Here is a 23704-nt window from a genome sequence, read left to right on the forward strand (position 1 = left end):
TGCAAGCAATTGCTTATTTCTTCGCGGTGCTCTGCAAGGCTTCCGTCATGGCGCGCAGCGTCACAAATGTCGATGCTGCGCCGGGGTCGATATGGCCAACGGAACGCTCACCGAGTTTTGCGGAACGACCGCGACGCGATTCCATGGCAGCCGTCGATTGCATACCAGCCTCTGCACCCTTGCGGGCCGCAAGGAGGACATCCAGCGTCGAGCGGCCCTGCTTTGCGGCCTCCGCAGCGGCAGCGACAGCCGGAACCCATGCATCGATCATGGTCTTGTCGCCCGGTTCCGCGCGACCACGATCGCGAATGCCCTGACACGCCGCTGCCAGCCAATCGGCCATGCCCGCACCATCAAGATTCAACCGGTTGCTGACCGCAGTACCAGCGCGCAGGAATGCCGTCGCGTAGAGCGGCCCCGAGGATGCGCCCACTGCATCGAGAAACGCCTTGGCCATGCGCTTGCAGATGGCTTCGATGGTTTCGTCTTCCGGCGCGTCTTCCAGCGCGTGCTGCACTGCCTTCCAGCCGATTTCCATCGTGATGCCATGATCGCCGTCGCCGATAACGCCGTCCAGCTCCGATAGCCAGTTTTTCTCGGCGATGATTTGCTCGCCGACATTGGCCATCATGATCTTGAAAATGGCTGGCGTCACATCACCATCCTTGATCAACTCACGCGGCGCGTCTTGGGCAGGATCGCGAGTTTCTGCGGCATGCTCCACCTTATGGCTGCGACTGGCCAGACGCTCCTTGGGCTGCACGGCGCCAACCGTCAGCGCGGGCGTATGACACGGATGATCAAGCAGCGCCTGCAATGTATCGTCGAGCTTCATCAGCGTAATGGAAGCGCCAGCCATTTCGAGCGATGTTGCATATTCGCCCACCCAGGACGCGTGGATACTCACGCCCTTGCCATCCAGCAACTGCTTGACGCGGCGGAAAACCAGATAGAGCTCGATCTGCGATGTCGCACCAAGTCCGTTGACCAGAACCGCAACCCGGTCTCCGCGCTTGAGGGCCAGTTCTTCCAGAATGGACGCCATCAATTCGTCGGTGACGGCATCGGCCGGCGCAAGTTTTTCGCGACGGATACCCGGCTCGCCATGCAGCCCCATGCCGATTTCCATATCCTCGTCGCCGATGGTGAAATTCGGCTTGCCGGTCTGTGGCAAGGAACATGGGCTCAGCGCAACACCCATCGAGCGTGTCGCTTCGTTCGCCGCCTGCGCAAATGCTTCAACGCGCGCCAGAGGTTCACCGAGATCCGCGGCAGCGCCTGCAACCTTGAATACGAAGAAATCACCCGCAATGCCGCGCCGTTCCGTCTTCCGTTCAAGCGGTGCGGAGGCCACGTCGTCGGCAACAGCCACATGACGCACATCCATCCCGTTTTGCGCCAGCTCTTCCGCAGCCATGGTAAAGTTAAGCACATCGCCGGTGTAATTGCCGTAAAGCATGAGAACACCGACACCACCATCCGCCGCGCGCGCCGCTTCAGCAATATGCGATGGCGATGGCGAGGCAAAAATATTGCCAACCGCTGCGGCATCGGCCAGTCCGCGACCGACGTACCCGGCAAAGGCAGGCTCATGTCCCGAGCCCCCACCCACAACGATACCAACCTTGCCGTCGCGGGGACCATCAACGGCCACCACGGCACGTCCGGTCTCGCCTTCGACACGCAGCATATCCGGATGAGCGCTAACCATGCCTTCAATCAATTCCGCAATGATGTTTTCCGGCGCATTAATCAGCTTTTTGGTTCTGACCTGTTCATTCATGTTCGTATCTCTCATCAAACTTCAGCGGCGGATTTAGTTGGCATCGCGTCGTAGATAGCGGCGCGAGATTGCATCAAAGGAAATAGCGAGAACCACAATCGCACCGGACACAATCCCCTGCCAGTAAGGCGAGACGCCAAACAGCACGATGATGTTTTCGATGATGGCGATTATACCTGCGCCAAGGATCGCTCCAATCGGGCTGCCGATGCCGCCCGTGGTGGCGACACCACCAATGACAGAGGCTGCAATCGGGGCCAGAACCCAGCTATCGCCGATGGACGGTTGCGCCGTTCCCAGACGCGCCACCATCAACACGCCGGCCAGTGCCGCGATGGCGCCCGCCACGACGAACACCAGAAGGCGTACCTTGTTGACGCGGATACCCAGCATACGTGCACCGTCGCGGTTGTTGCCAATGGCATACATATAGCGACCGAACGGCGTTTTCAGCATTACGAAGGTTGCAACCAGAAGTGCGGCGATCATCACCAGAAACGGCACCGGAACGCCGAAGAGGTCGCCACGTCCCAAAAACTGTACCTCACGCGGTATGCCGGTAATCGCGACACCACGCGTCAGCACCAGATTAGCGCCGCCGAAAATACCCGCCGTACCGATAGTGAGAACCAGCGAATGCAAGCCAAGAACGGTGACCAGCAAGCCGTTAAGCAGGCCAAGACAAGCGCCGAGACACAGTGCCAACAGCATGGCGGTATAAGGTTCGATTCCCAATTTGACCATCAGAATACCGGAGACGACGCCGCACAGGCCGCCAATGACGCCAAGCGACAGATCAAGTTCTCCCAACACCATGAGCATGGACTGGGCAATGGTAATGAGCCCCACAAAGGCCAATCCGCGTGCCACGACGGAAAGGTTATATGGCGTGAGGAAGTAAGGTGAAATCACCGCCGACAGGACGAAAATCACCAGCAGGGCAAAGAAGACGCCTGCAAGCGGCGTGCGTATCAAGTTGGAAAGCGGTTTAGTTTGCATCGGCTTTTACCTCTGTTCCAAAGATCGCGCCTACGAGTGTTTCGTTGTTGGTTTCGGTGGCGTCGTACTCGCCGGTAATGCGCCCGTTGTGCATCGTGATGATACGGCTTGCGCATTTCTTGAGTTCGTTCAGTTCCGAGGAAACCAGGATGACGCCCACGCCTTCCTCGGCCAGATTCTTCATGATGCGATAGATTTCGGTTTTGGTGCGGATATCGATGCCCTTGGTCGGTTCATCGAAGATCAGCACGCGCGGCCGCGTTGCCATGGCGCGCCCGATAATCGCCTTTTGCTGATTACCGCCTGAAAGTTGCGATATGCGCTTGCCCATGCCGGAGGTGCGAATACCGTAATCGTCGATGATTTTTTGAACAATGTTACGTTCGCGGCGGTCATTGATGCCGAGCGAGCCGCTGGTCAGTGAAAGCACGGACAGACCGATATTCTCGCGCAGCGACAGCAGCGGGAAAATCCCGTGATGCTTGCGCTCTTCCGAAAGATAGAGCATGCCGCCGGCCACGGAACGCGACGTGTCGTTCAATGCCCAATCCTTGCCTTCGACCGTCACGCTTCCGGCGCGCGCCTTGAGAAATCCGAAGATGGTTTGCATGACTTCCGAACGGCCAGCGCCGACCAGTCCGGCAAAACCGAGAATTTCGCCCTTACGCAGATCGAAGCTGACGTCTTCAAATCGCGGGCCCGAAAGTCCACGAACTTCCATGATCGGCGCGCCGATCTCGCCCGTCGGTCGGAAATGCTCGTCCAGCGCGAGATCGCGACCAGACATGGCGCGGATGAGATCCGCCTCCGTCACGTCGCTGATCTTGCCGCTCTCAATCTTTGTGCCATTGCGAAGGACCGTGTAATCATCACCGATCTGGAAGACTTCATCCATCTTGTGACTGATGAAGACAATCGCATGGTCACGATCGAGCAGGCTTCGAATAACCTTGAAAACGCGCTCCACCTCGACACGCGTCAGTGACGATGTCGGTTCGTCCAGAATGAGAACCTTCATCTGCGAATTGGTGCAGGCGCGCGCGATTTGCAAAAGCTGCTGGTCGGATACCGAGATATTGGCGACCAGCTGATGGGGATGCGCTTCGATACCGAACCGGTCAAGATATGTCTTGGCCTCTTCCATCAACGCGGTGCGATTGACCAGAAAACCGCCATGACCTGTCCGGCTGAATGGCATGAACAGGTTTTCGGCTACGCTCATCTGCGGAAACAGGGTCAGTTCCTGCGGGACATAGGCCACATTCTTATAGAGCGTCGGATCGGACGCAGGATCGCGCCCATCGATCAGAACCTGACCTCGTGATGCGTGATCGGTCCCGGTCAGAATTTTCACGAGGGTGGATTTACCCGCGCCGTTCTCGCCAGCAAGAATATGGGTGCGTCCGAGCTCAATCTGGAGATCGACCCCATCCAGAGCGGTCACACCGGGAAAATCCCTGCCGAGGCCGCGCGTTTCAAGATAAGCCATAGAGGGACATCCTGGACAGCATTGGACAAAGGAAGCGCGGAGAAACCCCGCGCTCCTGTAGCGTGATCGGTGGGATTAGTTACCCACGTTTTCCTTGGTCAGGAATGCGTTGCCGGTATCGATATAGCCCGGCACCGGAGCGCCGGTTGCCTGGGCCCAGAGCACCATGACCGACCAGTAGCCCTGCAATTCCGGCTGCGATGCCGAAGAACTGTCAGCAACGCCGTTGCGGATCATGTCGAGCATTTCCGGCAGGTTATCGAGACCGACCAGCGTGACCTTGCCCTGCTTGCCAGCTTCGACAATAGCCTGACCGATGCCGATCGGACCTGCGGCATCCGATGCGACCCAGCCCTTCAGATTTGGGTTGGCCTGCATGATTGCGGCTGCCTGCTGCTGAGCGGTTTCGATGCTGTCATTGTCGATGCCTTCAGCAACAACCTTGATTCCCGGATGCTCGGCGAATACCTGACGATGGCAATCGGCGCGGATGGAGTGATTAGGCGCCGTCGGCACGCCCATCATGATCGCGACTTCGCCTTCACCGCCAAGCACCTCGACCAGACGGCGCGCGGCGATCTTTGCCTGCTCGCAGAAGTCGGAACCGATATGGGTAATAGCCATGCCTTCCGGCGGCACGGAATCGAACAGGACGAGCGGAATCTTCTGTCCCTGCGCTTCTTCGAGGGATGCCCGATTGCCAGACGGGTCGAGCAGATCCAGCGCCAGACCGTCAGGACGGGTTGCCAGCGCACTGTCGATGATCTGGTTTTGCTGTACGACATCCGCGCTCTGCGGAGCGGAATAAACGATTTCAACATTCGCGCCAGTCTGCGCCTTGAGTGCTGCTGCGGCCTGCTGCGCGCCATCATTCACCTTGTCGAACCAGGGATGAACGACCTTCGGCACGATAACGAAGCGATAGCTATCCTTCTTCGTCGTTCCCGGCGCATCCTGCGCGATTGCGACAGTCGGCAATGCAAAGGCGGCAAGCGCCAGCAAAGTAGCGAATTTTTTCATTAGATTCCTCCCTAAGCAAAATCAGGCCAGGCAACCTCACCTGCCCGCAAATCGATGTGCGAAACGCCATGAATTTCGCTCCGCACATTAAGATCTTCGGCACATTTACAACTGTATTTTTAAAATTACAAGAGTTTAATCCCGTTGTTCACGGCGGTCCACATCGTCTCGGCTCGATGAGACCGCTTTACGATGTGATGTTCATCGCATTCGCGGAAAAGCCTGATGGCGTCGATAAGATTGACCCAAACTGATTCAGCCGCATGCTGCACCGAGGTCTGGAAGGCGCTCAGTCCATTGGTTCGGCGAAAGGCGGCGACAAGACTCGGCTGGACACACTTGTCCCGGCCATTGAGGCCTTCGTTGAAGCGGCCGAAAGGGGCCGCGATTCCACAATCAATCTCGTGGCTAAAGTCGGCAGAGCAAGCCGCCTTGGCGAAAGATCGTTGGGGGTGCGAGATGCAGGAGCGACCTCATGCGCAATCATCTTGAAAGAGTTGTCGCTGAGCACCCGCGAGCGTTTGGACTAACCGTGATCCAATCAGCTGAGGGACTCTCCCATGGCGCTGGCGATGCTGAACGAATACAAGTTGCCGCTGCCAATCACATCGCGGATCGACAGCGGCTTCATCACAGTTCGGGCTTTCAGGGTCGATTAGACCGATCCGGTTACCACTTCACGCGCAGGCCCACCTGTCCCTTGACAGAATAGCTGTCGCCAAAGTTATTCAGACTGGTGTTGATCAGACCCTCGCCATAAATGGAATATTTATCATCATCCCAGTTATAGGTTCCGCCGATCCCCAGACCGCCCCATACACGGTCATTGCGGCTGGCGAAACTCACGCCCTGAACATCGACCCTGGTTCCCTCAAGGAACTCATAATAGAGATTGGCGATGCCGTAGACGTGGGTGCGATTGAGCAAGCCCTTGTCATTCTGCCACGAGTTTTCATGGTCGAGCGTCAGACCGAGACGGCCTTGCAGGCTTTCACCACGATCAAGACTGACTCGTGCACCGAATGCATCGGTGAAAGCGTCGAAGTCGACATTGGAATAAACCAGCTGGGCCTGTGGCGTGACAGACCAGGCGGGATCGATGGCGATGCGCTTGCCGCTTTCCAGCGACAGCGTATAACCGAAGCCGTCATTGCCATCGGCGAGATTCCTGCGGGCGAGAATAGAGTCGAGATCGCTCGTGTACCAGGTCATCTGGCCCTGACCGTCCAGATAAAAGCCATTCTCGCCATACCAGGTCAGCGTACCGCCAAAGCCATACCCGTCCGTCTTGATCTCACCATCGCCATAAACAGAATTGATGTCGGTTTTACCATGGGCGTAATGGACTGTGACACCGCCGATCAGCTTGCCGCTTTCCGTTTCGCTCAACAGCCCATCAATACCAGCCTGGAGCTTGAAGATATTCTGGTCGTAATCAGTGGCTGAGGTCGAGAAACGCGGTTCGATGCTGTTATGGGCGCCTTCGATGCGGCCCCATACACCGTTGCCTTCAATCGCAACGCCGGCTTCTTCCGGAGCGGCATAAGGTGTGCCGACCGGGTCAGCGCCCTGCGCCACCACCTTGTTGCCATTGCCGGCCCAGAAACGATTGCCAACGCGCTGCTGCAAGGTGGGCACGCCGTTCAGTCCGAGCAATGCCTGCGGGTAGGCTTCATAGGTCGGAACACCCGCCTGATAAAGCGGCGCTGTCGGCGTTGTTGCTGGATTGGATACATCGGTCAATTGCGAACGCAAATACCAGTTGCCATCAGTCGGCGTTGAAGCGCCACCCTGATAGAGCTGATAGGCATAGGCGCCCGCAACGACCGCCTGCTTGCCACCAACCGTATAATCGCCGATGAGTGAGAACAAGCCATTGGAAGCGCCGTTCACTTCAATGATACGGATACCTTCATTGGTCTGCGCGCCGGTTCCACCGACATTGTTGACGCCAACATTTGTCGTGCCCGATGTATCGCCATTGACGATGATCATATCCGTCTTGGAGTTGTCATCGCCGAGCGCAACATCGAACAGCATCTGTCCGCCATTGCCGTTGTAATTTCCACCGATGATCACAACATCGCCCACGGCATCATCGACCGTGGTGATAGTTCCGGCATTGGTCACATCGCCGCTGAACGCGTAAACCCCGGCTCCCTCGCCCGTACCGACAAAAGTCGAGCTTGAATCAATCGCCATATTGCCGTCGAAGTCGAGCGACGCCATGCCGTCAAGCGTAGAACCGTTGTTCAGGAACACACCGGTTGTTCCTTCATCCGGTTCACCGACATGCCATGCACCATTATCGATGGACAGATTGGCACCGTCCAGCTTGACGACTTCCCAATTGGTGATCTTGCCGCCATTCGTGGTCGCAGTCACACCTTTGAGTGTGAGCGTATCGATCATGCCATCGGCGACGGAGGTGTCATCGCCACCGTCCAGCACCTGCGACCCATCATAGGTCGATGCACTCACCGTTGCAGTGTCGGAACCGTCCTGACCGTAGAAACCACCAGTCAGTTTGCCGCCCGTCCAGTTGAACGTATCATTGCCTTCATGGTTGGCGATACCGTCATTGCTCTGGGGATCGTCCCTGTCATCGCCGTAAATATTACCGGCATAGCTTCCACCAGCCAGATTGAAGGTATCGTTGCCGAGGCCAAGGATCGCATCGCCAGTTACAGTGCCAGCGCTGTTAACAATGACATTACCCCCGACCGTATCCGACGCGGTCGGATTACCAGCAACACCGCCATCCCGAATGGCGATCCCGGATGTTGCTTTGACTGTTGCAGAAGCTGCAATATCGATCGTCGAGCCGTTTGCTGCTATCGTCTGGATACCCGCGCCCGCACCGCCGCTCACTATACCCACAACGCTAACCAACGTTGATCCAGTGCCCCTGTTACGTGCCAAAATGCCGGTTCTGCCAGTAATTGAACCCGCAGTCTGTTGTACAGTCAGGTCGGTGGCGCTGCTGCCATTAGTTGCACGGACACCATAATCACCGGAAGCAGTCACGTTGCCGGACAACGAAACCGTGGTCGAACCGATTCCCGCATTGTCTGCGTAAACACCATAGTCCCCACCTTTGACCGTTCCAGATGTCTGATTGACAATGATATCCTTTGCAGTGCCTACGTTATAAGCGTAAAGACCACCCACTTCGATCGCCGCAACATCGCCGGAACTAATGATCGTCGTCGATCCACTCCCCCTATTATTGGCATACATGCCGTACCAATTTCCGGAGATTGATCCCCCTGTCTGCATAAGGACAATATCCGTCGCAGATGCAGCATTATAGGCATAGACACCGTAAGTGTCGTTATAAGCGGCTCCGGCCTGGGTCTGGTTTATAGTCCCGGCTGTCGTAATCGACACAGCACCAGTGCCATAATTATCGGCGCGAATGCCATGCGTATAACCTGTGATCGTGCTATTCGCGGCTTGGGTGACGGTGATATCTGTCGCTGCAGTCTGGTTTGCCGCCCATATACCGTTGTCACCTACACCGTTCACATCACCGGCCACATCAATTACCGTTGCCCCTGTTCCATAATGGTTTGTATGAATCCCATCCTTCGCACCAATGATGGTTCCGGCTGTCTGGCTGACGGCTATATCTGTTGTATTGCCAGAGTTTTCAATGAATATCCCGTGTTCAGATGTTCCTGTCGTCGTGCCTGAGACTGCAACCGTTGTGGGGCCAGTCCCATCATTGACAACATAAATACCGTAGGTGCCGCTTATGTCGCCATTCGTCCTGATTAACACCCCGCCCGAACCATCATTGTCCGCGTCAATACCGGCTCCACCGGAGGACGCGATGGAAGAAGCATTCTCGTCCGTTATGCTAATTCCGCCGCTTGAGTCTGCGATAAGGGCCGGGTCAACAGCGGTCGACAGACCAAATCCAGACTGTGTGACAACGGTTATTGGAGAAGATGAGATATACACCGATAGATCACTACCGGGGCCCGCAGAAGCGCCAGAACAGGTCCAACTCCCCGAAGCGGGCGGGGTTTCCACGCAGCTACCCGCCAGTGATGGCGACGACCAAACAAAGAGTGATGCAAACACAGCCGCTGAAACGGCTGGTAAAGCAGATAGAGACAGCGCAAAACTTGCTTCACAAGGCGCTATTCCGCCAACGATGCCCTTATACTTACCCACTCGGCCACCACGGATGAGCACGCTACGTGCTTTCAGATTTGCATCAAAAGTACCAAAGGAATTCTCAGGCCCATGCGATGGGCGATTCACCAAAGATGCTGTAGGTGCGATCATTCACAGTCCCCCTTTAGCCTCATAATTTCACCCCGATTGAAGCTGAAGAACGCTTTTTCAGCACAGCCATTCTCCCCGCTCGGGGCCGCTCCAATGGTCGTCTCAAATTCCAAATTTCTATATATTTCTAAAATATAATCAACAGTAGAAGCAGGAGGTGTAACCGTTAATAGCTCGGCTTTTAGTACATCTTTCGTTAATAGATATAGGCGCCTTAATTTTAGAAGACTCTTAAATACTATTTTGAAAGTGTGATTAGCATCACCTAAATCGCGAGTGACGCCCGTCCCCGGACTGACTTCTGTGATCGCCCGTCAAAAGGGGCCTATCCCCGCGCCACTGAAAGGCTTGTTGCGTTCGAGCCTTTGGCGGCGGGGACAATGAAGTATATTTCCCTGCAAAATTCGAAGAGATGAGTGTTATTTAAAAATAATTATATAAAGCTCATAAATATATGAGATATTTCAACCATCAACATCGAAAAATAACGGGGAAATTTCAGCTATGTCGCATATATATGTTAAATTAGAAAAAAATTCCAATAAACAACGCCCGATTGATCCATTAAACTAATTTAACGATCAATCCGAGAGCGCTCGTTCGATAAGGGCTGATGGCCATATTTTACATTGAGCCGCTGTGATTCCTGTAGCTCTATTGGCAGGCAATTAGCCACCGCCAATCGCCCTATCACGCTCGTAAATGCAAGCAAGGTGGTAAATCGGGGAGAAAAGTTTGCCTGATCTCGACAAGACGGACCGTCGTATATTGACGATCCTGCAATCTGAAGGTCGTATCACCAATAGTGACCTTGCCCATCGGCTTGGCATTCCGCAAACGTCCATGAGCGACCGCTTCCGCCGTCTCCAACGCGACGGTTTTATTACTGGGTTCGGTTGCAGACTCGATCCGGCTCTGATCGGCTTCGATTTGCTGGTGTTCATTGAAGTCCTGCTAGATAAAACAACCCCGGATGTGTTCGAGAAATTTGCAAGCGCTGTGCGACTTGCGCCGGAAGTGCTGGAGTGCCACATGGTCGCTGGCGGCTTCGACTATCTGGTCAAGACGAGGCTGCCGAATATGGCGTCCTATCGGCGCTTTCTGGGGGAGATTGTCCTCGCCTGGCCGGGCGTTTGTGAAACGCGCACTTATGCCGTTATGGAAGAAATCAAAAACGACGGCGCGCTGTCGCTGTTTCTTTGATCAAATACGAAAAGGGGCCAGGGCCCCTTCTCCGATAAATAGGTCCGCTGTCTGGAAAGTGCGTTTCAGGCAGCCGTTTCTATTTCTGCACCGAGATAGAGCTTTCGCATTGCAGGATCGTCAAGCAGGTCTGACGCCCTCGCGGTTAGCGCCACCTGACCCAGGGAAAGCACATAAGCACGATCAGCAATGCCCAGCGCTTCAAAGGCGTTCTGTTCAACCATCAGAATGCACATGTTTTCGCTGTCGCGGATCGAAGCAATCGCGTCGAAGACATCATGCATCATTAGAGGCGACAGCCCTGCGGACGGTTCGTCGAGTAACAGGATTTCCGGACCCGCAATGAGCGCCCGTGCCAGCGACAGGATCTGCCGCTCACCACCGGAGAGTGCCGAGGCTTTGCGGTTCTTTTTGCCGGCAAGCGCCGGGTACTGCTCCATGAGTGTGTTGAAGCGATTTTCCTTCTCTTGCTTGGATAAGAGCCGCGCACCCAGCATGATGTTTTCAAAGACGGTGAGCGTTCCGAAAACATTATCCGTTTGCGGCACATAACCGACCTTGTGGTGCCGCACTTTTTCGTGGATCGGCACATTGCTGACGTCTTGGCCGTGAAACGCAATGCTACCTGCACGCGGTCGCACATAACCGGCTATCGTTTTCAGAAGGGTCGACTTTCCACAGCCATTGGGTCCCAGGATAGTCACGATTTCACGGGGATTGGCTGTGAGCGAAATGCCCGTAAGAATATCGGCACCGTCACCATAGCCAGCACGAATGTCCTTGGCTTCGATCATAATGCTGTCTTCCCCTTTTCAACCGCCTTCCCGAGATAGGCTTCCACAACCCGCGGATTGTCTTCCAGTTCCCGCGGTGTACAATCTGCAATGATCTCGCCACGATCAAGAACCACACAGCGTGAACAAAGTTCGCGGATGAACAGCATGTCATGCTCAACCACCAGGATAGCAAGACCGGCATCGCGATAGCGCTTGAGGATCGAGACCATGTCGGCTCTGAGATTGGGGTGAACACCGGCAGTCGGTTCATCCAGGCAGAGCAGTTTTGGTCGGCTACGCAAGGCTGTTGCTACCGAAAGCAGTTTTTTCTGCCCGCCAGATAAAGCGCTAGCGGGAAGTTCAGCAACATGCGTCAAGCGGAAAGCTTCCAATAGCGTTTCCAGTTCGTTGTCGAACCGGAATGCCTTGAAGACAGAACCGAGGCTGGCCTCGGCGCTTGCACCCGCCTGCAGCACTTCTCGAACCGTCATCTTGTGCGGCATGGAGGGAAGCTGAAACGTGCGTACGAGACCTTGCGCCGTGATGCGTTGTGGCGAACCGTTGGTTATATCTGCTCCACCGAGGCGGATGCTGCCACCATCCGCCGAGAGGAATCCGGAGATAATGTTGAGTGCAGTGCTCTTGCCCGAACCATTGGGACCAAGCAGGCCTACGATTTCGCCCGCTGCGACGTTGAAATTGACGCCTTCCAGCACGCGATGAGCGCCGAATGCCTTGGAGACATTGCTGAGTTCCAGAAGCTTACCGGCCATAGCTGCCTCCAATTTTTTCGGGGAACAGACCCTTGGGCCGCCAGAGCAGGAAGGCGAGAAGGCCGCCCCCGACAATGAGGAGCCGCGCAGCCGCCACAAAGTCGGTTGGCAGGTCCAGCATATCCTTGACGAACGGCACATAAGCCATGGCAAATTGCATGACGATAGCGCCTGCGACCACACCCCAATTGTTGCCGATACCGCCGATGATCACCATCGACCAGATCAGAAATGTTTCAGGCGCTACCAACTGATCGGGACCGACGAAAGTGAGGTAATGCGCGTATAGGAAGCCTGCAATCGCAGCAATGGCACTGCTGATCAGCATGACCGTGCGACGGATAGCGTCGAGATTGTAACCAAGAGAACGGGCCAGTTGCGGCTCTTCGCGGGTCAATTTCATCGCAAGACCATAGGAACTTCTTACAATGCGCTGACAAATAAACCAGACCAGCAACAGAACGAGGGCATAGAGGACCAGTCGCGCTGCGCCGTCGTAAGGTTTCAGTTCGGCGAACAGCAGAGGCAAACCGGAAATGCCCTGCGCACCGCCGGTCAGCGCCTGCTCGTTGGTGAGGGTTATGCGGAAAATTTCCGCGATGGACAGAGTGGCGATCCCCCAATAGTCGCTCGACAGCTTGCGTCCGAGGCGAGCGTAGAACAGCCCGAAAACTGCCGCCATCGCGACGCCGAGAGGTAGGCCAGCCAAGGGATGCCAGCCCATGCCATTCGCGAGAGCCGCGCCGTAGGTGCCGCAACCGAAAAGCGCAATCAGTCCGAAATTGATGAGCCCTGTGAAACCCGCTTGCAGATTGAGGCTGAGCGCCAGAATGCCATAGAGGCAGGCAATCGATGCGACATGCACGAAGAAATCAAACACGGCTCACCTCGCTGGTAAACAGGCCGCGCGGGCGGAACAGCAGGAACACCACAAGGATGATGAATGATGCAACCGGAGCGTAACTCGCTGGAAGGAAGTAGAAATCCGATCCGATCAGCGGGCCGATATTGGTGTTGGTGATGACCGTTTCTGCTGCGGCAATGATGATCGCGCCGACAATTGCGCCCAAAGCATTGCCAAGCCCGCCGAGAATGGCCGCGGCGAAAACCGGCAACATCATATTCGTGCCGAGGTCGATGCTGACGCTGCCGCGCATGGCAAGCGTGATGCCGCCGAGCGCCGCGAGGATACCGGAAAGGAACACGACAATGTTCGTCACCCGACGCGTGTCGATGCCTGTGGCAGAGGCAAGCACACCATTCGTCGCTGTCGCGCGCATTTCACGACCGAGACTGGTTTTAAACAGAATGAGCGCGAAAAGGCCAAGTGCGACTGCCGTGACCACCAAGGTCGTGATCTGATGATCAGTAATGCGCGCACCGAGAACGCGCATTGCGGGCGACACCTGCAATTTAAAACGATAAGCCGTCGGGCCGTAGGTGAGCAGGAACACAGCCGAGAGGATCATGCTCAAGGCCAGTGAGCCGATCAGCGCGATAGCTGAATCCGCCTTCAACAGACGTTCGAAAATGAGAACATTCAGGGCGACGGCGAGCAAACCGACAAGGAACACCGCGATGAGCCCGGCCACGAAGAGCGGCAGTCCCACCGCGTGCAGCGACATGGCAACGAAGGCGCCGACCACCGCATACTGGACCAGTGCGACATTGGGAAACTTGATCAGGGAGTAAACGGCACTCAATGCGACGGCAATCAGCGCCAGATCGACGGACCTGATCAGGACGTCGAAGAGGAATTGAAACATAGACATGTCCATCTGGACAGTTCCGGCGCAAGTGTGCCTTGGTCCGGAACTGTGTGAAAAGGAAAGAAGCCCCGAAACCACCGCCATCGGACGGCAGTCCGGTCCAACAGGCGATACCCGCCGCAGGTCTTGCGGCAGGTATCTCTGCTAACCATCAATCGTAGGCGACGAGCTTTTCACCTTCGACCTTGAACTTCAAATAAGGCTGGTGCGTGCGCTGGCCATCGGCGTCGAACTGGATCTCGCCCGTGGCGCCTTTGACCCCTTCCTTGCCAAGATCTTCAATCGCCTTGAGTACGGCTGCTCTGTCCGTGCTGCCAGCCTTGTTGAGAGCCGCCGCTGCGAAGAGAATGGCATCATGAGCATAGCCGCCGTAAGCAGACAGGAAGCCTTCGCCGTAGGCCTTTTCATATTCGGCCTTGTAGGCCGCACCACCCTCGCCGATATAGCCCACGTCCATGCCACGGAGACCGACCTTGAACTCTGCGGGCGTATCCTTGTTCATCATCGTGATCAGGATGGAGTACCACGGCTTGCCCTGCTGCATTCCCAGCTCATAGGCTTCCTGCATGATGAGCGCGCCTTCAGTACCGTAAGCGGTGAAGACATAGGCGTCGGGAGCGGTGGCTTCCACCTGCTGCAATTCACGACGATAGGTGGACTGGCCAATCGTATACATGACGGTCGTTGCGATTTCGCCCCCCTTCGCGGTGAAGTGCTTTTTGAACTCTTCCGCAACACCCTGGCCAAAAGCATTGTTCATCGCCAGCACGGCGACCTTTTTCCAGCCATGATCGATGACGTCCTGCGCAGCAAATTCCGTCGAGACATTGTCCAGACCGACGACGCTATAGGATGTCGCACCAATTCCGCGAACGAGACCACTGGTGGACGCCGGATTGATGTGGGGCATGCCTTCCTGAACCAGATACTGGCCAAGCGGAATGGTGTTGCCGGAGGAATATTCGCCAATAACAATCGGCACCTTGTCGACCGATACCAGCTTTTTGGCAGCGTCAATCGAAGTCTGCGGCTTGCCGCCGGAATCCTCGACGATAACCTTCAACTGCTTGCCAAGCACGCCACCCTTGGCGTTGACTTCCTTGACCGCAAGCTCGATACCGCGACTCTGGTCCTTGCCGGTGGTGGCGCTTGCGCCGGAGAGTGGGACTACAGCTCCGATAGCGATGTCTTCAGCGTGGACCGGTGCGGCGCTTAACAGTCCGGTGAACATGGCCGCGAAAGTAGCACCAACTGCGAATTTTTTCATTTTACCCCTCATTGCCGTTATCTAACGGGACGGGTAAATTTAGGCATAACTCGACCGTAGCTATATACGAGATATTCAATTCAATTCGGAATTTATGCAGTGTAATCGGTTCAATTTCGTAGAAGATACGGCAGCGCGTAAGAACTGCCGTCACACATGGGTCCTCAACTATTGCTTTCCAACGAAAGCGACAAATTAGGCTCGCCTACAGAGAATTGCCAGCCCCGATTTTGGACCAGAGAGGTTTGTCGGGATTGGCAGCAAAGGCTGCACCAGCATCCAACATCGCGCTAATTTGACCATCGCTATACCCCAATCCGGCCAGAACCTCGCGCGTGTGATCGCCAAGGCGAGGCGGCTCGCCGACCGGCGAAGTATCCCGGCAGACCGGCACCGGAAAATCTGGCGACTGGAAGGCATAATCTGCAAAAGCGATATCTGCATATTTCTGCGGTTCGCGGGCCTGCGCGGCCGCCAGCACCCGGTCAGCGGACAAGACTTCCGTATGCCCGACACCCTCCTTACCGAGAGCGGCAGAGATCCCATCATAATCGAATTGCGACACCGCATCAGCGACTACAGCTTCGACTTTTTCGCGATTGCGGCGACGATCACGTAACGTTGCCAGTTCCGGATCGGGAGCAAGGCCCGTCGAACGGCAGAAGCGACGCCAGTGCTCGTCGGAAAGCATCACCAGATAAATCCAGCGTCCATCGCGGGTTTCATAAGCACCATAACCGGGAATTGAAAATTCCGGCGACGGTTCAGTTTCTGCACGTCCCAGCAATTGCGATTTCAATTGAACGCCGACAAGTTCCCGGGCCGCAATATGCAGACCGGCTTCATAAAGCCCAAGCTCGATGTTTCGACGCTCTGGCGAACCGCTTTTGTCCAGCATGGCGGCTAGAACCGCAATCACTGCATAGCAGCCCGCGAACTGATCGAGATAAGACGGCCCAAGCCGCGAAGGGCGCCCATTGATACGATTGGAAAACATCACGCCGGTTGCAGCCTCCGCAATCGGGTTTGACGCGATTTCCTCGGCCATCGGCCCTGCGCCATAGCCGCGGATATGGCAAAAGATAATGTCGGGATTGAGCGCCCGGCAAGCCTCCCATGTCACGCCAAGCTTGCGTGCCGCACCCGGCGATAGATTGTGCAAAACCACATCCGCGCTGACCACCAGCTTCTGGAACGCGGCTTGACCTTCCTCAGTCTGGAGATTGAGGCAGAGACTGCGCTTGCCACGATTATATGCGATGAAAGTGCCGCTCGGACCGCCACGCACAAGGTGGCGCGTCGTTTCGCCTTCCGGGGGTTCAATCTTGATGACTTCGGCCCCCATTTCATCAAGGATGTGGGTGGCAAACGGCGCTGCAATCATTGAGCCAAGTTCAATCACCCGTTTTCCAGACAGAACACCCTTGTGCGACATGGAAACCTCCCCTTCGACCCTTATCAAATTCTTCATGCCGCTTCCGCCAATATGGCAGCCGCGCGCGTCATCATCGGTTTGTCGATCATCTTGCCGTCAACCTGCACCGCCGCCCCTCCAGCAGCCTCAAGTGCGGCAATCACCCGCGTCGCCCAGTCGCGCTCGCTATTGGACGGTGCAAAGCCAAGGTTGACCGCATCGACCTGCTTTGGATGAATGCAAAGCTTAGCGCCGAAGCCCAGTTCGCGACAGCGTGCGACGTCGGCAGCGATCACCGCCTCATCGGTCAGTTCCACAGTGACACCGTCGATCGGCATGGGAAGATTGGCACCGCGCGCATGCAGTGCAATTTGAAAGCGCACCATGTCGAGAACACCGCCTGTACCGGGAATGCGCGCATCGGCCCCAAAATCGAGATGACCGAAGGCGATGCGACGAACGGATCGCATCCGAGCCAACGCGCCCAGATTCAACAGGCCTGCCACGGTTTCAACTAGAGCAATGATTGGCGTCTTCGGTGCAAGCGCGGCGAGCGATTGCACCGTTTCCGGTTCTGCCTTCGGCAGTACAAGCACAAGGTTCGGTATATCGGCCAGTGCACGGATATCATCCTCGAACCACTGCGTATCGGCTGCATTGATGCGAACCAATCCCGTTCCGCGCTGTGCGAGCCATTCGACCACATGGCCGCGTGCTGCATCTTTTTCAGCGGGTCCCACAGCATCTTCCAGATCAATGATGATCTGATGGGCATTGGTAGCCGCTGCTTTCGCAAAACGTTCGGGCCGATGACCTGGCACGAACAGAAAGCTGCGCGCTATCTCGAACGGTCGCCGCTCAGACATCGAACTCTACCTCCGCCTGCATGGCCAGGGCATTGTTCGGCCCGACAGCCCAAAGCTCCAATACGTCAGATTGGCTGCCCGTTTTTGCCTGCAGCCGGAACGGTGCGGAAACGAACAAGGGCGACATACCGCGAAACGCAAAGCGCTTCAGCCTTGCGCCTTTGCGAATTTCGCCAGCGAAATTCTGCAAGAATGTCGCCGTCAGTGGTCCATGTACGACAAGGTCGGGGTAGTGTTCTTCATTGCGGGCATAAGGAACATCGTAGTGAATACGGTGACCGTTGGACGTGAGGGCCGAATAGCGGAACAAGAGAACAGGATCAGGCACGATCTCATGGTCCCATCGCGCACCTTCCGGTGCAGGCGCGGGCGTTGGAGCCTTCGCGTCTGGGCTTGCCGCTTCGCGGTAAACAATATCCTGTTCTTCTTCGATGCAAAGAACCCCATCGGCGTTGATCTGGTGACGAACCGTTACGAAGACCAACCGGCCAGCCTTGCCGTTTTTCTCTACAACGTTGGAGATCGTGCTTGTCTTCTCAGCCATTACCTCGAAAGGGAGCGGCGCATGATAGGTCATGCGCCCGCCAGCCCACATGCGGCGCGGAAGACCAACATCGGGCAGGAAACCGCCTTTTCTCGGGTGGCCGTCGGGACCGATTTCGGAGCGCTTCACAAAAGGATTGAACCACAGCCAGTGCCAGCCGGGCGGCAAAGCTGTTCCATCGCCGGGAATCTCGGCGAGATCAATCGTTGCCGCCAGCTGTTCCGCCCGCTCTCGTCCGATCCTTGCCGTTCGGCTTTCACTGCGCCCGATTACGTTAGAAAAATCACTTACACGCGTATCCATCTGTCCGCCCTGTCGTTTCAGTGAATGATCTTGTCATCCACAAGTCTTCGATATTCGCGACTTGAAATGCCCAGAAGTTCGCCAAATACATATGTCTCGTCTTCGCCGAGCTTCGGTGTCCCGCGATCGATCGAAGGGTTGTCCGAACGGCTGAACCGTGCGGGTGCTCCAATGGCAGCGCGGACGGTTCCCGTATCGCCTTCCGGCACATCGACAATGGCCCTGCGAAAACGCAGATGTTGATCTTCGACCAGATCGCGCGCGGTCCATGAAATATGTGCCGCAACACCGTTTTTCTGTAGCGTTTCGACAATGGATTCAGGCTCGCAACCGGCTAGCCATTGGCCGACGATACCGTCAAGTTCCGCGCGGGCTGCATGACGCTGTTCAGGCGTCGCGAAGCGAGCGGTATTGGCCAGTTCAGGCTTGTCCATGACGCGCGCCAGCGCCTGCCATTCTATGTCGGTACGCACTGCAAGCGTGATCCAACGATCATGTTCAGCACTGGCATAAACACCATATGGCGCGCAGATTGCATCTTCATTGCCTAGACGTCCCGGTTCGTGCCCTGCTGCCGCCGCCAGAAAACTCTCTGCAATCATGGAGGTCGCAACTTCTCGCGCCGCCACGTCGATATGACTGCCAGCACCGGTAAGACGCCGTTTTTGCAACGCGGAAACTGTAGCCAAGGCTGCATTGAGCCCGACAGAATGGTCCATGACATGCCGCATTTCGACCGGCGGACCATCGCGATATCCGGTCAGATAACCAAGCCCGCCCCACGCGCCAAACAGGGGCGCGTAACCCGCAAAATGCGAATCCGGTCCGGTCTGGCCGGACGATGAAATGGAAACCATAACGATATCGCGCTTGATCTCGCGGAGCGCATCGTAACCGAGACCGAGGCGCTGCATCACGCCGGCTCGAAAACTTTCAGCTGCAATATCCGAGATGGAAACGAGCCGCTTGGCCAGCGCCACACCTTCGGCATGTTTGAGATTGAGCCGAACGGACAGTTTGTTCGATGCCACCTGATCAAAGGTCGCCGGGCCAAAGCGGCCATAGACGGCATGTGGCTTGCGGAAAATATCCGGGCGCGCGACGCTTTCGATCTTGATGCATTCCGCACCGAGCTGCGACAGCATATGCGTACAGAACGGACCGGCGGCGTGGACGGTGAAATCCGCAATTCGGATGCCTTGCAAGGGTTTCATACGCTCGCCCTCCTGCCTGGACTGGCCCTCTTATCTGAGCTGAATTGTGCCGGTTCGGCCAAAATTTGATCGGCGCCAAGTTCCGGGACCACTCCCGAAAGCGGCAGCGGATCTTTACCAAAGCGAAATGGTGCAGTTTGCAATGGCAGATCCTTCAATCCGCCCACATTCAGCCCGGCGAAAATGCCACGCGCCTGCTCGTGCCTTCCCGAAACAACCTGAGCCGGTGTATTGTAACGCGCCATTGGAACGCCCAGGCGTTGCGCCTGCGCAACCAGTTCTTCCACGAACTGTTCCTTGGCCCATTGCCGGATATGCCCGTTGATTTCCGGCCCATGCACACTGCGGGCGACCGAATCCGACAATGTGGGGTTCAGTGCCCATTCGGGCCGCCCCATCAATTCGACCAGACCTTCCCATTGCCGCTCTTCAAGGGTCAAAAGCTCGACATAACCGTCGGCGCATTCGATCACCCCGCCATAACGAAAGGACCGTGTCGACCGGTGTTCCAGAGAACCGTCGCCATAGCGCTGGATCGCAAAGGCGCCGACCGCAATATTGGCATCCTGAACCGCCACATCGACAAATTGCCCCTGCCCCGACCAAAGCGCTGACAGCGCAGCCAACGCGCCCGCAACGCCACCCTGACGTTCAGCGAAATAGCCATGCACCTTGATCGGCGCACGGTCGGGAAACATATTGGCCGACAGGCCATTGGGCATTAGATAGCCCTCGCCGCCGGCATGGAAGAGATTGACTTCCTCACCCTTCCAGCCCGACTTGGGACCGGCGGCCCCGAAGGGCAGCACGGAAAGATGCACCAGATGCGGATGACGGGCCGCAATGGAACCCTGATCGAGCCCCCATTGCTGGCGTCGATCCAGTGGCGTGTCATCAATCAGAATACTTGCCGATGCCACAAGAGCATCGAAATCCATCTGATCCTGCGTATCAGACAGATCAAGCACCACGGACCGCTTGCCAACGGAAAGGCTGGCAAAGAGAGCGCCCACAGCACTGTCGCCAATGATCGGCGGCACTGTGCGCAATGGGCTGCCCGTGGGCGGCTCGATCAAAATAACCTCTGCCCCCATGGCCTCAAGGAGGCGTCCGGCATAGGCTCCCGCAACCGTGGAGGAAACCTCCACGACCCGGATACCATGGAGCGGAAGTGCTTGTACCATGGGGTATTCTCCAAAGATTAGCGAACGACAGGCAATCCGAGATCGAGATTCGAACCGTCGAGATGAACGCGAATATTCGGATCACGCGACGGCAGGATCACTGTGGCCAGACCCGGCGTCGTCAGTTCGCCGCGCTGGTTCTCACCGCTGATTTCGATATCGACCAGTGCATGGCCATCCTTGACATATTTGCGGGTAACCTTGCCGCGGCACCAGGTGCTGTCGCCCATGGTGTTGAACCGGCGCATTTCGGTACGGCAGCGCTTCAGGAAGGCAGCATCGCCCATCCAGTTGGTGACAAGCGTTGCCATCCAGCTCGAACGCTGCGGACCGTAGTCGTAAACGCCCGGCACACCGACTTCCTTGGCGGTCGATTCACGGTGATGGCCGATACCGGTATATTCGATACCGCCACCCGCTTCCGGATTGCGGAAGAAATGGCCCGGATGTTTCATGGCCGCCATGAACACGACGCCATGCGTGTGGCCGCGACCGCAACCAACGAGGAAGCCCATCGTATCCATCAGTGAAAGCGGGCCGCGAACGATCGGATCGAGAGACTCTCCCTCCTTCACGTCTTCCCAATAACGCACATTCGCGCCGCGAATATTCTGCGGCTCGCGCATGATCGCTTCGTCCAACTCGGCGAATTCATCCGGCGTATATTCGTGGGTCTGAATGTCCTTGTACTTGCCGGTATCACGCGCCGCCTTGCGTTCGTGGCGCGTGCAGGTGCCAAGGGCGCGTGCCACGAGTTGGCCATGCTGGTTGAAATAGCTTGCCTCGACATATTGCAGCACGAGACGGCCGGAAAATTTTGATTCCTTTTCCTCGACGCCGACAACACGTTCGATGGCGGAGATGCGGTCGCCCGGACGAATATGACGGAACAGTTCCCAGTCGTTACCGGCATAGAAACCGTGTACACCGGGCAGACCCCAACGGGTACGACCGACCCAGCCAAAAGCCATCGGGAACATCGGATGCGCAACCTGACCGCCGAAACGGCTGTTGCGGCCATATTCCTGCTCACGGTAAAGCGGATTGAGATCGCCGATACCGTTGCACCAGTTGCGCAACGTGTCGGTGGAAGCATCCTGAAGATACGGACCTTCCGGGCGCAGCTGCAATCCGATCATGCTGCGTGCAGCCGCAACGGATTCGTCCGTAATACGACCCTCCGCCGGTGCACCACCAACCTCGACCACATTCTTCTTTTCAAGCTCAATCGTCGTCACTTTATCCTCCTAAAGCCTGGCCTGACTGACACGAAGCACGCGAGCCAGGCCTGCCGCTTCTATCGATCTTTCCAAGATCTCTCCTCAGTTTGTATATTGTGCATTATATTTTGGGTCGTCAATCGCCAAAATGAACGGACCGAACGATTTTCGGCGTATTACCGGGAATTTTTCAAAATTTGCAGCACAGCAATCAAAATATAATGCATTATTTTAATTCGCCAGCTACGCCGAGATACGCATCGCGTATCAGAAGTCTGCGGAGGTCATAATTTTTGAGAATCGGCGCAGACCGGCCAGCGCAAATTCGTGCTCTTCGCTTGTGGAACCGGCGCAACAGTCTTCAAGCACGACACATTCATAGTCCCGGTCATGGCCCTCGCGCACCGCAGCCGACACAACGCCATTCGTTGAAACCCCGGCCAGCACCAGACGCCCGATTTCCCTGGCGCTCAACAAAGGGAAAAGCGCGGTGCCGTAAAATGGGCTGACGCGATGTTTCACAATATCCGCATCGCCCGCTTCGGGCGCAAAATCGGCATAGACTTCGGTACCCCAGCTGCCCAGCTTGAAAATGCCTGCCTTGCGTGCGCCCGTGAATACGGGGGAGCGTTCGGAGACTTCACGATAATCGGGTGAAAAACCGACGCGGACATAGCCGACCGGCGTGTTCGTCGCACGAGCGCGCGCAATAGCGCGCTTTGTTGCGCCATAGACGTCCCGCTCCCGCATAAGGGGCACATAGGTTTTCGCACCCGCCCCATCCGGATGAACGAGATCGTTCATCATATCCATAACCAGCAACATGCTCTTGAGCGTCATTGCGCTACTCCCTTTCCTCTGTGAAAATCATGAGGCTGGGAGCGTAGCAATACTGGTCCTGTTAACTGGACTTGTAACTTGCCTTGAACTCGTCCCAGCCTGAGCGGATATGAACCCGTAACGACGTAATCAACGCGGCCTCGTCGCGCGCTAGAATGGCTTGCATCATGTCCTGATGCTCGTCCCTCGCCCGTCCGATGCGGTTGTCCAACCGGTTGATCAGGTCGAACGGGTATCGCGCCCATAAAGTGCGCACGAATTTCAGCGTCAGCGGCAATTCGGCGGCAATATAGATGCGCTCGTGAAAGCGATAATTGATCACGCGCACGGCTTCGCGGTCGCCCTTGGCCGACGCTTCCTCGATCTGGCTTTGCAGCTTGCGCAACTCGTCGATTGCCTCTGTGTTCAAAAGCGGCAGTGCTTTCAGCGCCAGCTTGCACTCCAGCGTCACGCGCAAATCGACGATTTCCTCGGTCGCATGGATATCGAGCGGTGCCACAATCGCACCGCGATGCGAATTGCCATCGACAAAACCTTCCGCTTCGAGAAGTTTCATCGCCTCCCGCACCGGCGTAATCGACGTGCCTAGCATCTCGGCCAGCTCGACCTGCTTGAGCTTGGAGCCACGCGGGAAACGACCCGAAATGATTCCTTCGCGCAGGAAATCGGCAACAAGTTCTTCCTTGGTCTGATATTGCACGCGATTTCCCCTTCAAAAGGCCCTTTGTGATCGAGATACCCCAA

At 56.4% G+C, this 23704-nt stretch carries 19 protein-coding genes and 1 pseudogene; 2 read left to right on the forward strand and 18 right to left on the reverse strand.

Annotation, left to right across the window (positions count from 1 at the left end; all coding sequences use genetic code 11):
• Nucleotides 1-13 precede the first annotated feature (13 nt).
• From dhaL to FIC94_RS17425, 4 genes are all read right to left on the reverse strand, one after another.
• The gene (gene dhaL, locus FIC94_RS17410) at nucleotides 14-1783 is read right to left on the reverse strand and encodes a dihydroxyacetone kinase subunit DhaL (RefSeq protein WP_140025864.1); all 1770 of its coding nucleotides are present in this window, start codon (nucleotides 1781-1783) and stop codon (nucleotides 14-16) included.
• 33 nt (nucleotides 1784-1816) lie between these two features.
• Nucleotides 1817-2782: an ABC transporter permease gene (locus FIC94_RS17415; protein WP_121538966.1), complete on the reverse strand. Its 966-nt coding sequence runs from the start codon at nucleotides 2780-2782 to the stop codon at nucleotides 1817-1819.
• Nucleotides 2772-4271 (reverse strand): sugar ABC transporter ATP-binding protein, encoded by a 1500-nt coding sequence (locus FIC94_RS17420; RefSeq protein ID WP_140025748.1) that lies wholly within the window; start codon nucleotides 4269-4271, stop codon nucleotides 2772-2774. The genes FIC94_RS17415 and FIC94_RS17420 overlap by 11 nt, the downstream gene beginning before the upstream one ends.
• Before the next feature lie 75 nt (nucleotides 4272-4346).
• Entirely contained in the window at nucleotides 4347-5291 is a 945-nt protein-coding gene (locus tag FIC94_RS17425; RefSeq protein ID WP_109365855.1) for a substrate-binding domain-containing protein, read from the reverse strand.
• 170 nt (nucleotides 5292-5461) lie between these two features.
• On the opposite strand from FIC94_RS17425, the pseudogene FIC94_RS17430 reads away from it, so the two are divergent.
• Nucleotides 5462-5821 (forward strand): annotated as a pseudogene (locus tag FIC94_RS17430) (dihydroxyacetone kinase subunit L); the annotation flags it as partial.
• Nucleotides 5822-5960: 139 nt separating this feature from the next.
• Here the strand turns inward: FIC94_RS17430 and FIC94_RS17435 are convergent.
• Complete coding sequence (locus FIC94_RS17435) at nucleotides 5961-8531, reverse strand: autotransporter family protein (RefSeq protein WP_371830932.1); 2571 nt, start codon at nucleotides 8529-8531, stop codon at nucleotides 5961-5963.
• Between the two features lie 1791 nt (nucleotides 8532-10322).
• Between FIC94_RS17435 and FIC94_RS17440 the strand changes: the two genes are divergently transcribed.
• Entirely contained in the window at nucleotides 10323-10790 is a 468-nt protein-coding gene (locus FIC94_RS17440) for an Lrp/AsnC ligand binding domain-containing protein (RefSeq protein ID WP_109365852.1), read from the forward strand.
• Nucleotides 10791-10855: 65 nt separating this feature from the next.
• Here the strand turns inward: FIC94_RS17440 and FIC94_RS17445 are convergent, their stop codons facing one another.
• The 13 genes from FIC94_RS17445 to FIC94_RS17505 form a co-directional block, all read right to left on the reverse strand.
• On the reverse strand, nucleotides 10856-11584 hold the full coding sequence (locus FIC94_RS17445) for an ABC transporter ATP-binding protein (RefSeq protein WP_140025752.1): 729 nt from the start codon (nucleotides 11582-11584) through the stop codon (nucleotides 10856-10858).
• The gene (locus tag FIC94_RS17450) at nucleotides 11581-12339 is read right to left on the reverse strand and encodes an ABC transporter ATP-binding protein (protein WP_140025754.1); all 759 of its coding nucleotides are present in this window, start codon (nucleotides 12337-12339) and stop codon (nucleotides 11581-11583) included. The genes FIC94_RS17445 and FIC94_RS17450 overlap by 4 nt, the downstream gene beginning before the upstream one ends.
• Nucleotides 12329-13219 carry a branched-chain amino acid ABC transporter permease gene (locus FIC94_RS17455; RefSeq protein WP_140025756.1) on the reverse strand — a complete coding sequence of 297 codons (891 nt, stop codon included), beginning with the start codon at nucleotides 13217-13219 and terminating at the stop codon, nucleotides 12329-12331. Before FIC94_RS17455 ends, FIC94_RS17450 begins: the two co-directional genes overlap by 11 nt.
• Complete coding sequence (locus FIC94_RS17460) at nucleotides 13212-14105, reverse strand: branched-chain amino acid ABC transporter permease (protein WP_140025758.1); 894 nt, start codon at nucleotides 14103-14105, stop codon at nucleotides 13212-13214. Before FIC94_RS17460 ends, FIC94_RS17455 begins: the two co-directional genes overlap by 8 nt.
• 154 nt (nucleotides 14106-14259) lie before the next feature.
• A complete protein-coding gene (locus tag FIC94_RS17465; protein ID WP_235892046.1) occupies nucleotides 14260-15375 on the reverse strand; it encodes an ABC transporter substrate-binding protein in 1116 nt (371 codons plus the stop codon).
• A 205-nt stretch (nucleotides 15376-15580) separates the two neighbouring features.
• Nucleotides 15581-16810 carry a CaiB/BaiF CoA transferase family protein gene (locus FIC94_RS17470; protein ID WP_140025760.1) on the reverse strand — a complete coding sequence of 410 codons (1230 nt, stop codon included), beginning with the start codon at nucleotides 16808-16810 and terminating at the stop codon, nucleotides 15581-15583.
• A 32-nt stretch (nucleotides 16811-16842) separates the two neighbouring features.
• A complete protein-coding gene (locus tag FIC94_RS17475; RefSeq protein ID WP_140025762.1) occupies nucleotides 16843-17655 on the reverse strand; it encodes an HpcH/HpaI aldolase/citrate lyase family protein in 813 nt (270 codons plus the stop codon).
• On the reverse strand, nucleotides 17648-18502 hold the full coding sequence (locus tag FIC94_RS17480) for an HTD2 family dehydratase (protein WP_140025764.1): 855 nt from the start codon (nucleotides 18500-18502) through the stop codon (nucleotides 17648-17650). The genes FIC94_RS17475 and FIC94_RS17480 overlap by 8 nt, the downstream gene beginning before the upstream one ends.
• Before the next feature lie 17 nt (nucleotides 18503-18519).
• The gene (locus FIC94_RS17485) at nucleotides 18520-19716 is read right to left on the reverse strand and encodes a CaiB/BaiF CoA transferase family protein (protein WP_140025766.1); all 1197 of its coding nucleotides are present in this window, start codon (nucleotides 19714-19716) and stop codon (nucleotides 18520-18522) included.
• The gene (locus tag FIC94_RS17490) at nucleotides 19713-20900 is read right to left on the reverse strand and encodes a CaiB/BaiF CoA transferase family protein (RefSeq protein WP_140025767.1); all 1188 of its coding nucleotides are present in this window, start codon (nucleotides 20898-20900) and stop codon (nucleotides 19713-19715) included. The genes FIC94_RS17485 and FIC94_RS17490 overlap by 4 nt, the downstream gene beginning before the upstream one ends.
• 17 nt (nucleotides 20901-20917) lie before the next feature.
• A complete protein-coding gene (locus FIC94_RS17495; RefSeq protein ID WP_235892047.1) occupies nucleotides 20918-22138 on the reverse strand; it encodes an FAS1-like dehydratase domain-containing protein in 1221 nt (406 codons plus the stop codon).
• 249 nt (nucleotides 22139-22387) lie between these two features.
• Nucleotides 22388-22960: a cysteine hydrolase family protein gene (locus FIC94_RS17500; protein ID WP_140025769.1), complete on the reverse strand. Its 573-nt coding sequence runs from the start codon at nucleotides 22958-22960 to the stop codon at nucleotides 22388-22390.
• Between the two features lie 61 nt (nucleotides 22961-23021).
• Nucleotides 23022-23660 (reverse strand): GntR family transcriptional regulator, encoded by a 639-nt coding sequence (locus FIC94_RS17505; protein ID WP_140025771.1) that lies wholly within the window; start codon nucleotides 23658-23660, stop codon nucleotides 23022-23024.
• Nucleotides 23661-23704 lie beyond the last annotated feature (44 nt).

It is taken from the genome of Ochrobactrum teleogrylli (genome assembly GCF_006376685.1).
Taxonomy (GTDB): Bacteria; Pseudomonadota; Alphaproteobacteria; order Rhizobiales; family Rhizobiaceae; genus Brucella; species Brucella teleogrylli.

Excerpts from the sequence above, each read along its gene's own strand:
- dhaL (WP_140025864.1), bottom strand. The coding sequence starts at position 1,783 with ATGAATGAACAGGTCAGAACCAAAAAGCTGATTAATGCGCCGGAAAAC.
- FIC94_RS17415 (WP_121538966.1), bottom strand. The coding sequence starts at position 2,782 with ATGCAAACTAAACCGCTTTCCAACTTGATACGCACGCCGCTTGCAGGC.
- FIC94_RS17420 (WP_140025748.1), bottom strand. The coding sequence starts at position 4,271 with ATGGCTTATCTTGAAACGCGCGGCCTCGGCAGGGATTTTCCCGGTGTG.
- FIC94_RS17425 (WP_109365855.1), bottom strand. The coding sequence starts at position 5,291 with ATGAAAAAATTCGCTACTTTGCTGGCGCTTGCCGCCTTTGCATTGCCG.
- FIC94_RS17435 (WP_371830932.1), bottom strand. The coding sequence starts at position 8,531 with ATGTATGCCAATAATAGGGGGAGTGGATCGACGACGATCATTAGTTCC.
- FIC94_RS17445 (WP_140025752.1), bottom strand. The coding sequence starts at position 11,584 with ATGATCGAAGCCAAGGACATTCGTGCTGGCTATGGTGACGGTGCCGAT.
- FIC94_RS17450 (WP_140025754.1), bottom strand. The coding sequence starts at position 12,339 with ATGGCCGGTAAGCTTCTGGAACTCAGCAATGTCTCCAAGGCATTCGGC.
- FIC94_RS17460 (WP_140025758.1), bottom strand. The coding sequence starts at position 14,105 with ATGTTTCAATTCCTCTTCGACGTCCTGATCAGGTCCGTCGATCTGGCG.
- FIC94_RS17465 (WP_235892046.1), bottom strand. The coding sequence starts at position 15,375 with ATGAAAAAATTCGCAGTTGGTGCTACTTTCGCGGCCATGTTCACCGGA.
- FIC94_RS17470 (WP_140025760.1), bottom strand. The coding sequence starts at position 16,810 with ATGTCGCACAAGGGTGTTCTGTCTGGAAAACGGGTGATTGAACTTGGC.
- FIC94_RS17475 (WP_140025762.1), bottom strand. The coding sequence starts at position 17,655 with ATGTCTGAGCGGCGACCGTTCGAGATAGCGCGCAGCTTTCTGTTCGTG.
- FIC94_RS17480 (WP_140025764.1), bottom strand. The coding sequence starts at position 18,502 with ATGGATACGCGTGTAAGTGATTTTTCTAACGTAATCGGGCGCAGTGAA.
- FIC94_RS17485 (WP_140025766.1), bottom strand. The coding sequence starts at position 19,716 with ATGAAACCCTTGCAAGGCATCCGAATTGCGGATTTCACCGTCCACGCC.
- FIC94_RS17490 (WP_140025767.1), bottom strand. The coding sequence starts at position 20,900 with ATGGTACAAGCACTTCCGCTCCATGGTATCCGGGTCGTGGAGGTTTCC.
- FIC94_RS17500 (WP_140025769.1), bottom strand. The coding sequence starts at position 22,960 with ATGACGCTCAAGAGCATGTTGCTGGTTATGGATATGATGAACGATCTC.